This is a genomic window from Chitinimonas sp. BJB300 (genome assembly GCF_002735695.1).
GTDB lineage: Bacteria > Pseudomonadota > Gammaproteobacteria > Burkholderiales > Chitinimonadaceae > Chitinimonas.
This window is the reverse complement of sequence record NZ_PDZH01000137.1, coordinates 1-9,224: the sequence shown is the minus strand read 5'-3', so window position 1 is coordinate 9,224 and position 9,224 is coordinate 1. Positions and strand designations below refer to the sequence as shown.

Sequence of the window (9,224 nt, the reverse complement as noted above, 5' to 3'; positions counted from 1 at the left end):
CCGAAGGTCCACGCCAACCCATGCAGCCAGAAGCTTGGCTTGATCGGCTGATTGAAGCTGAATTGGCGGATAGGCAAGCACGCAGCTTGCGTTATCAGCTCAAGGCGGCGCGTTTCCCCATTCACCGGGACCTGACCGGAATCGACTGGTCGGAAACCTCGCTGCCGCCAGCCCAGATTGAGCAACTGGCGAGCGCTGCCTTTATGGAGAGTGCGCACAATCTGATTCTGGTGGGTGGAACGGGCACTGGGAAATCGCACTTGGCTACCGCGCTGGGTGTTGCCGCCATCCATCAGGGTAAGCGGGTTCGCTTTTACAACGCAGTTGATTTAGTCAACCAACTGGAACGGGAAAAGCAGCAAGGGAGGGCGGGTAGCCTGGCCAAGCAGTTGATACAGATCGATGCGGTGATCCTTGATGAGCTGGGGTATCTCCCCTTCCCGGCATCAGGTGGCGCTTTGTTGTTTCACTTGATCAGTCAGCTCTATGAGAAGACTTCCCTGATCATCACGACCAATCTTAGCTTCGGCGAATGGGTGTCGGTGTTCAGTGACGCCAAGATGACCACGGCCTTGCTGGATCGCATCACACATCACTGCGACATTCTCGAAACGGGTAATGATTCCTACCGATTCAAACACCGCAAGAAAGGGGCAAAGACACACTGAGTCATTGGAAAGAATTGGGCGCTGTTACCTGGTAACTATTGGACGCTGTTTGACAGGCCATGGACATCGTAGTACCTGATCCGCTGATTCTGCGGCACAACCGTTGCAGCAAGCAGATTGCTTGCTGCAACGGTGAGTACGATTACTTGTAGGCGTCGATGCTTGGACATGAACAAACTACATTTCGGTCACCATACGCATCATCGATACGACCCACGCTTGGCCAGAACTTATTGTCGCGTACCCAAGCAAGCGGGTAGGCCGCTACTTCACGGCTGTATGGGCGTTCCCACTGGCCGATCACCGCAAACTGAGTGTGTGGTGCATGCCGAAGCGGGTTGTTATCAGCAGGCCAGTCTCCTGCGCCTACCTTGTGAATTTCAGCGCGGATGGTCCGCATGGCTTCGATGAAGCGATCGAGTTCGGCTTTTGATTCCGACTCGGTCGGCTCGATCATAAAGGTGCCCGGTACAGGGAAGCTCATGGTCGGCGCATGGAAACCAAAGTCCATCAGGCGCTTGGCGATATCCACTTCGGTGACACCCGTCTCTGCCTTTAGCGGGCGTAGGTCGATAATGCACTCATGGGCCACGCGGCCATTCTTACCGGTATACAGCACAGGGTAGTCGCTGGAGAGCTGCTTGGCCATGTAGTTGGCATTCAAGAGGGCAGTCTGGGTTGCCTTCTTCAAGCCATTGCCCCCCATCATGCGGATATACATCCAGGAGATCACCAAAATGGATGCCGAGCCAAACGGTGCAGCCGACACAGCCGACTGACCACGATGTGGGCCATCAACAGGGGTAACCACATGGTTGGCCATGTAAGGGGCTAGGTGCGCCTTCAATCCGATTGGACCCATGCCGGGGCCACCACCTCCGTGCGGAATACAGAAGGTCTTGTGCAGGTTCATATGCGACACATCTGCACCGATTTCAGCCGGCTTAACCAAGGCCACCAAGGCATTCAAGTTAGCGCCGTCCATATAGACCTGGCCGCCATGACTGTGAATCACGTCGCAGATTTCACGAATCGCTTCTTCAAACACGCCATGGGTAGACGGGTAGGTGATCATGAGACAAGCCAGATTGGCGCTGTGTTGCTCGGCCTTGGCTTTCAAGTCCGCTACATTCACATTGCCGCTCTCATCGCAGGCCACTACGACTACCTGCATCGACATCATCTGCGCTGTCGCGGGATTGGTGCCATGCGCTGATTGTGGAATCAGACAAATATTGCGATGCCCTTCACCACGCGCCTCGTGATAACGCCGAATCGCCAAAAGGCCCGCATATTCACCCTGTGCGCCTGAGTTGGGCTGCATACAAATCTCGTCAAAGCCGGTAATGGCCTTCAACTGCTCACTGAGGCCCTCGATCAGTTCAAGATAACCACGTGTCTGGGTAGCTGGGGCAAAGGGGTGGATGCTGCCAAATTCAGGCCAAGTCACGGGGATCATTTCAGCGGTGGCATTCAGCTTCATGGTGCAAGAACCGAGCGAAATCATCGAATGATCCAACGCCAGATCCTTGTTCTGCAACTTCTTCAGGAAGCGCAGCATTTCGGTTTCAGTGTGATGGGCGTTGAATACGGGATGGCTAAGGATGGCATCGGTACGCAAGGCGCTGGTTGGCAACGCGACAACGCGTTCCTGGTCGAGCAGTTCTACATCCAGCGCCTTGGCAGGTTCGCCTACCAAAGCGGTCCACAACGCTTTCACATCATCGCGCGAGGCCTGTTCGCCAAAGCTGATGCCGATTTGGCTACTTGATACGTGGCGCAGGTTGTAACCGGCGGCTTGCGCAGCTTCATATGCAGCATGGGTCTTCGCACCGAGGTCAACAACCACGGTATCGAAAAAATGGCGGGTCTGGACACTGACACCAACGCGCTTAAGACCTTCAGCGAAAATAGCCGTCAAGCGGTGGATACGATTGGCGATACGCTTGAGACCTTCCGGACCATGGTAGACGGCATAGAAGCCCGCCATGTTGGCCAAGAGTGCTTGGCTGGTACAGATGTTCGAATTGGCCTTTTCACGCCGGATATGCTGCTCACGGGTTTGCAACGCCATACGCAAGGCAGGGTTGCCGGCGCTGTCGACCGACACGCCGATAATACGGCCGGGTACCGAGCGTTTGTATTCATCCTTGGTCGCGAAGAAAGCAGCGTGTGGGCCGCCAAAGCCCATCGGCACGCCAAAGCGCTGTGCTGAACCCAGTGCCACATCGGCACCCAATGCGGCTGGCGACTTTAGTAGCACTAACGCCAATGGGTCTGTCGCCAACGCTGTCAACCCACCCATGGCCTTCACAGCCACAATCGCGGCTTCAAGGTCAGCAATTTCGCCGTTAACGTTGGGGTACTGAAACAGCGCACCGAAGACTTCATGGTCTTTTGCCTCAGCAGCTGTACCAAAAATCAATTCCCAGCCAAAAGCCTGGGCGCGCGTCTTCATCACATCAATGGTTTGGGGGAGGGCATCGCGATCAACGAAAAAGCGGTTCGACTTGGTCTTGGAGACACGGCGAGCCATGGCCATCGCCTCGGCGCCGGCCGTTGCCTCATCAAGCAACGACGCGTTGGCCAATTCCAAACCCGTGAGATCCAATACTACTTGCTGGAAATTTAGCAGTGCTTGCAGGCGCCCTTGCGAAATTTCAGCCTGGTAGGGTGTGTAGGCGGTGTACCAGCCGGGGTTTTCCATCACATTGCGCAGGATCACCTTGGGTGTGATGGTCTCGTTGTAACCCAAGCCAATAAAGGAACGGGCAATCACGTTCTTACTGGCAATGGTTCGAATTTCCGCCAGCGCGGCCTCTTCAGTCACTGCATCGGGCAGTGCCACAGGGCTTCCACCCAGAATACCGGCAGGCAACGTATCTCTCACCAGCGCATCCAGCGACTTGGTGTCAACAACCTCCAACATGCTGGCAATTTCTGCTTCATCAGGGCCGATATGGCGGTGAATAAATTCGTTGTGGTTTTCAAGCGAGGACAGCGGCGTCATGGTATGACCCTTCAACAATTGCCACAGCGGTACTGAAGCCCGAGCGGCGTTCACGAAAATGGCAAACCGGCCGCTGATGGCGGCCGGTAGTATTTCTACAACTCTATGCCCACAAGTGGGAGAGATTCGGGAGGGTGCATCCTCAAGCCCCGATTTCCTCTGCGTAGGCGGCAGCACTCATCAAACCTTCCAAATCAGCGGCATTAGCGGGTTTGATCTTGAAGAACCAACCTGCTCCATAGGGGTCGCTGTTTACCGTATCCGGCGTATCGGCCAAGGTTTCGTTTACAGCAACGATTTCGCCAGCAATTGGCGCATATACATCGGAAGCTGACTTCACCGACTCAACCACGCCAGCGCCATCATCCGCAGCCAACACAGCGCCCACGCCAGGAACTTCCACATACACCACGTCACCTAACAGACCTTGAGCATGATCGGTAATACCCACGGTCACACTACCGTCGGCTTCAAGGCGCAGCCATTCATGACTGGCAACGTACTTCAGATCGCTAGGAATATTGCTCATGGTTTTCTCGTCGAGTGACAGCCCAATCAGGCCGGATTAATCGGTTACGAAAGTACTTCTTGAATAGAAGCCGCAAGCCAAGAAGAATTGGCGCGGATTCTACCAAATCTGTAGGGGGGTCTGCTTCAGTTACAGACTGGATAAAGCAGCAGATGCTTGATGCCCAGTCCCGGCTCATGTTCTGACTACAACCATGATCAGGGCTCACATACTGCTTGTGACAGATCAAAAACGAGCCTCCCTATGCCTGAAGGCTTGTTATTCAAATACCTTCTTGCCGTTACGCACAAATGGTATTTTCACTACACGAGCAGGCTGTAGCGTGCCACGGATATCAACCTGCACTGCATCACCCACTTTCACAGCCAACGGCACACGCGCCATGGCAATAGAAATCTGAAGCGTGGGCGAGAAGGTACCCGATGTGATTTCGCCATCACCCACTGTAGTAACAACCTTCATATGACCGCGCAATACGCCTTTGCCTTCATATACCAAGCCCACTTGCTTGAGAACCGAAGCGCTACCTGCACGCTCGGCTTTCTCTTTTTCCAACACTTTGCGGCCAACAAAATCACGGCTGGCAGGCTCCCACACGATAGTCCAACCCATACCGGCAGCCAATGGCGAAACGGCGTCGTCCATTTCATTTCCGTAGAGATTCATACCCGCTTCGAGCCGCAACGTATCGCGTGCACCCAACCCCGCTGGGGCAACACCAGCTTCAAGTAGTTTGTTCCAAAACGGAATAGCTTCCGCCGCAGGCATAGAGATTTCAAGGCCATCTTCCCCGGTATACCCCGTGCGGGCAAAAAACCACTCGCCATGCGGCAAACCTTGGAAGACTTGCAGGCTATCAATAAGCGCCGCAACTTCGGGCTTGGCCGCCTTGGTCTTGGCGATGGCATTGGGGCCCTGAACAGCAATCATGGCAAGGTCGCGGCGCGGCATCAGTTCCACGTGGAACTGGGCGGCAATCGGTTGCATCCAGGCCAAATCCTTGTCGGTTGTCCCGGCATTCACCACCACGCGGTACCCCTTGTGGGTGCGGTAGACAATCAGATCATCAATCACGCCACCCGCTTCGTTATACATACCTGAATACAGTGCTTTGCCTTCGAACCCCAGCTTGGCCACATCGTTGCCAATCAGTTTCTGGAAGAATTCAGTCGCCCGCTCACCCCGTACATCCACCGCCGTCATGTGCGACACGTCAAACATCCCGGCATCGGTCCGAACCGCCTCGTGTTCCTTGATTTGCGAACCATAGTTGATCGGCATTTCCCAGCCGGCAAAGTCAACGATCTTGCCATTGGCCGCCAAGTGGGCATCGAACAGGGGAGTGCGTTGAGACATAGGGCTTCCTCGTGAGAAACGTTGGAATGGCGCAGTTTATGGATGCGCGGGTTTGTAGACAAAGCAACCATCGAGTAGATATTCGCCGACATTCACCTGGCCATCGGCTTCAATGCGGTCAAACGGCACTTCCCGGCCATCCACCACGATATAGGCAGGAATCGGCTTATCACCATAACGGCCAATAATCGAACCCGCACGTGGGTAGTCGACCGGCTCAGCTTTAATAACCGGCGTTTGCGCTTTGGCGATGTCGGCCAGCGCTTGCTCATGTGCCGCCACTTCATCAGGGTGCATGGCAAGCGTACGCAAGTAGAGCTTGAACAAAAAGAGAGGCAATACGACGCGACGCACCCGTTTTTCATTGTCAATGACACAAGCCACACCAAACTGGGTATGGCAAGCCGGACAATGGGCAGTAGCCGCCATCGCCAGATGGTCCTCCAGCAAGCGGGCAATACCGTGCATATGCCGGGCCTGCAATAACTGCCCGCACTTTATACAGGGCTTGGAAAACTGCTTAACCACGGCGCCATTCTTAAATCGAATGGGTAGGAAATGATCAATACGGTTGGTGGGGCGCATACTCATCTGAACACCTGCCATCACGATGCCACAGGCGCCAGCGGCGCTTCGCCTTCAACTACCGCGGTCTCGACTTCAGCCTCAGCAGCCTCGGTAATTTCTTCTTCCTCTTCAACCACCGTTACAGGCTCACCCGCTTCCAAGAGGCGGCATTCCAGGGCAAGATCAAGGTAATCAGTACGGATCATCTGCAACTTGACTGGTGTGCCTCGGGCTAACTCCGGCAAACCCGCAATCCTCAGCATCAGTGGCAGACCGTCGAAACGGACCAGATTTTCCTTGATCACCGTAGCGCCAATATCACTGATGCCTTCTTGCTCAAGCCAGCGCAAGCACCAGTAGCGCTCCATACGACTTTGGAACTCTGCATAAGCGTTGTAGGTCTGGTCGAAATCACGCAGGGCAGCAAACAACATAGGGTCACGCGGTGCATATCGGGGTGACTCACCACGCAGCATCGCCACAAGTTGTTGCTGATTGATGAAGTCCGCCGCACGGCGTAGGGGTGAAGAAGCCCAACTATATTGCGCCACGCCCAACCCAACATGGGGTGACGGCTGCGTCGTCATCTTCACCCGCCCCATTGCCTGGGCGCGATAAATCGCAGGGATACGCGCATCCGCCAACTGTTTACCCCAAGTGCTGTTACACAGAATCATCAACTCTGCGACCAGCTTGTCCATGGGGCTGCCACGCTTACGGGGGTAGATGCGTATGTGCTTTTCACCTGATTCATCTTTATCGATAGCAAAGCTGTAATCAGGCCGTTCCACGCGATTCGGGTCATGCTTGCCACGGGCTTTTTCCAAGGCGATGGCAAAGCGATGCAGATAGTGCAATTCACTTTTCCATGGATAGTCCGGACCGCCGTCGGATAGTGCAACGGTTTCTTCATTGAAAACCGGGTCGAGATCGTGGTGGCGTAGATTGGCTGCAATATGCACGCTATCGAGCCGGCTTTCGGCAGAAACAATCTCAAACTCCGGTGTCACCGTGACGTAGAGACTCACCGCCGGACAATCACGCCCTTCAGCCAACGTAAAGTTCTCGACTACCGCATCGGGCAACATGGTGATCTTGTCGCCAGGGAAATAAACCGTGCTCAGACGAGCCAGCACCACGTTTTCCATGGTCGAGCCAGCCGCTACGCCCAAAGTAGGCGCAGCGATGTGAATACCGACTCGGGTATTACCGTCGGGCAGCAATGTGACCGACAACGCATCGTCGATTTCCGTCGTCGCCGCATCGTCAATCGAGAAAGCTCGCACACCAGCTACTGGCAAATCATTTGGCGGCAACGGCAGTTGAATGTCCGGGAATCCAACTCCTTTGGGAAAGTATTCGACCAGGAAACCATCCAACAACCAAGCCTCAACATCTGGAATCGCACCACAGCTTTCCAAAAGCCGCAGTGGCGACTTCTGTGCGGCATCAGCCGCAGCTGCCAGCGCCTTCCACTCGATCGTGTTTTTATCTGGCCGGTGCAAGAGTGCTTTCACCTGCGACCGAAGCGCCTCCGGCAACCTGCTGGCCAGCAGGTCTGCCTGCCACTCCGCCATCAGGGCAGCTTCACGCGCTTTTTTCTCCTGGCCCGCCTTGGCGGCACGCAGATTATCTTCAGGCGCGGCCTTATAGCGGCCACGCCCCTTACGATAAAAGTACATAGGGTTGGCATGCAGACGCACGCACATGGCTGCAAGTTCAAGCGAACTGGGCTTGGGACTAAAGTACTCAACCGCCAGATCGGTGAAACAAAATTCCTCGCTGCCCGCTACTTCCCAAAGGAAATCAAGGTCAAGCTCGTCAGCCATGACTGTCGCTTGCGGGATAAATTCTGCCAGGGTGATTTTGTCGAAACGCAACCGGATATCGTGCGCCTTAATCTTGCTGCGTTTTCCGCGCGCATCCTCGACCTGCAGGGTGGCATCGGTTTCGCTCATGATGGCAGCGACCTTGAAGTCGCCGCTTTCTTCGTAAAAGACGTTCATGTCACACCGCCGAAACCGGCAGTTAAGTAGGGAGAAGAGGCCACGATTATACCCGAGCAACCCTAACTCGCCCGTGTCTCGGCGCAGCCAAGACTAGAGAGTTAAATCTGTGCTGTTAGCTGGTGGGCGACGGACTTGCCACCATAAGAAGCAACGTCCTAACTCCTGCGTTAAGATATCTGTCAACAGAAGGAGTATTTGTATGTCCAGAGTGGATTCGCTCACGGTGACCGGCTACAAGTCAATTCGCGAACTGCGAAATTTCACGCTTAACAACCTTAATGTGCTGATTGGTGCCAACGGCGCAGGCAAGAGCAACTTCATCAACCTATTTCGCATGTTGGCAGAAATGGTTGAGGAACAGTTACAGGTGTACGTACAGCGCCTGGGCGGGCCAGACGCTTTACTACATTTCGGGCGAGAAACTACTGACCGGCTACATGCAGAGTTTTATTTTGCCAAAAATGGTTACAAGTTCGATTTGATCCCTACCAGTGATAATCGTCTGATTTTTGAAAGTGAAGTAAGTTGGTTTGGTGGTGTTTATTACAGTACAAATCCCAGCGCTGTTCTGGGTCGTGGACACGACGAATCTAAACTCAAGAACGCCTCGGACAAGTATTCACCTTATGTTCGCTCTTCTGTAACTAGTTGGCGGGTCTATCACTTTCATGACACCGGCGAGCGAGCACGAGTTAAACAGCGGCATTCGATTACCGATAACCTCAGACTACAGATTGATGCAGCTAATCTGGCTGCCTATTTACACATGCTTCATGACAAGCATCCTCAGCATTATCAATCGATAGTTCAAACCATTCAGTTAGTAGCACCCTATTTCCGTGATTTCGTGTTACGCCCAAACGCAGATTTTGTGGAGTTAGAGTGGACCCAAATAGGTAAGCCAGATACAGCGCTTAAAGCCAATATGTTGTCGGACGGGACATTGCGTTTTATCTGTCGGGGGTGTCAGGATTTCCGTGTTCAGGGCGGGTTTGAGATTCACACGGATGGCCGAATAAACCGGTCCGCGTAAAGAATAGCGAATTGGTTCATCGCCGTCTTCCAATCCTTAGCGGCACGACTCC

7 protein-coding genes are annotated in these 9,224 nt (G+C 54.1%); 2 read left to right on the top strand and 5 right to left on the bottom strand.

Annotation, left to right across the window (positions count from 1 at the left end; translation table 11 throughout):
- Window positions 1–668: IS21-like element helper ATPase IstB (gene istB / locus CSQ89_RS17845; protein ID WP_199065670.1), on the top strand; the 668-nt coding region annotated here is incomplete at its 5' end.
- 142 nt (window positions 669–810) lie between these two features.
- On the opposite strand, the gene gcvP is transcribed toward istB, so the two are convergent.
- The 5 genes from gcvP to CSQ89_RS17820 all read right to left on the bottom strand — a co-directional run bounded on the left by gcvP (window position 811) and on the right by CSQ89_RS17820 (window position 8,136).
- Window positions 811–3,678, bottom strand: coding sequence for an aminomethyl-transferring glycine dehydrogenase (gene gcvP / locus CSQ89_RS17840; protein WP_099407438.1), 2,868 nt, complete (start codon window positions 3,676–3,678; stop codon window positions 811–813).
- A 142-nt stretch (window positions 3,679–3,820) separates the two neighbouring features.
- A complete protein-coding gene (gene gcvH, locus CSQ89_RS17835) occupies window positions 3,821–4,207 on the bottom strand; it encodes a glycine cleavage system protein GcvH (RefSeq protein WP_099407437.1) in 387 nt (128 codons plus the stop codon).
- 258 nt (window positions 4,208–4,465) lie between these two features.
- Complete coding sequence (gene gcvT, locus CSQ89_RS17830; RefSeq protein ID WP_099407436.1) at window positions 4,466–5,563, bottom strand: glycine cleavage system aminomethyltransferase GcvT; 1,098 nt, start codon at window positions 5,561–5,563, stop codon at window positions 4,466–4,468.
- A 36-nt stretch (window positions 5,564–5,599) separates the two neighbouring features.
- Window positions 5,600–6,154 carry a hypothetical protein gene (locus CSQ89_RS17825; protein WP_139022976.1) on the bottom strand — a complete coding sequence of 185 codons (555 nt, stop codon included), beginning with the start codon at window positions 6,152–6,154 and terminating at the stop codon, window positions 5,600–5,602.
- Between the two features lie 14 nt (window positions 6,155–6,168).
- On the bottom strand, window positions 6,169–8,136 hold the full coding sequence (locus CSQ89_RS17820; protein WP_099407434.1) for a ribonuclease catalytic domain-containing protein: 1,968 nt from the start codon (window positions 8,134–8,136) through the stop codon (window positions 6,169–6,171).
- A gap of 202 nt (window positions 8,137–8,338) precedes the next feature.
- Here CSQ89_RS17820 and CSQ89_RS17815 point away from each other — a divergent pair, with 202 nt between their 5' ends.
- Complete coding sequence (locus tag CSQ89_RS17815; RefSeq protein WP_139022977.1) at window positions 8,339–9,172, top strand: AAA family ATPase; 834 nt, start codon at window positions 8,339–8,341, stop codon at window positions 9,170–9,172.
- Window positions 9,173–9,224 lie beyond the last annotated feature (52 nt).

Bases quoted from the DNA above. Each gene is read 5' to 3' on its own strand.
- CSQ89_RS17825 (WP_139022976.1), bottom strand. From the start codon at position 6,154: ATGAGTATGCGCCCCACCAACCGTATTGATCATTTCCTACCCATTCGA.
- CSQ89_RS17815 (WP_139022977.1), top strand. From the start codon at position 8,339: ATGTCCAGAGTGGATTCGCTCACGGTGACCGGCTACAAGTCAATTCGC.
- CSQ89_RS17820 (WP_099407434.1), bottom strand. From the start codon at position 8,136: ATGAACGTCTTTTACGAAGAAAGCGGCGACTTCAAGGTCGCTGCCATC.
- gcvP (WP_099407438.1), bottom strand. From the start codon at position 3,678: ATGACGCCGCTGTCCTCGCTTGAAAACCACAACGAATTTATTCACCGC.
- gcvH (WP_099407437.1), bottom strand. From the start codon at position 4,207: ATGAGCAATATTCCTAGCGATCTGAAGTACGTTGCCAGTCATGAATGG.
- gcvT (WP_099407436.1), bottom strand. From the start codon at position 5,563: ATGTCTCAACGCACTCCCCTGTTCGATGCCCACTTGGCGGCCAATGGC.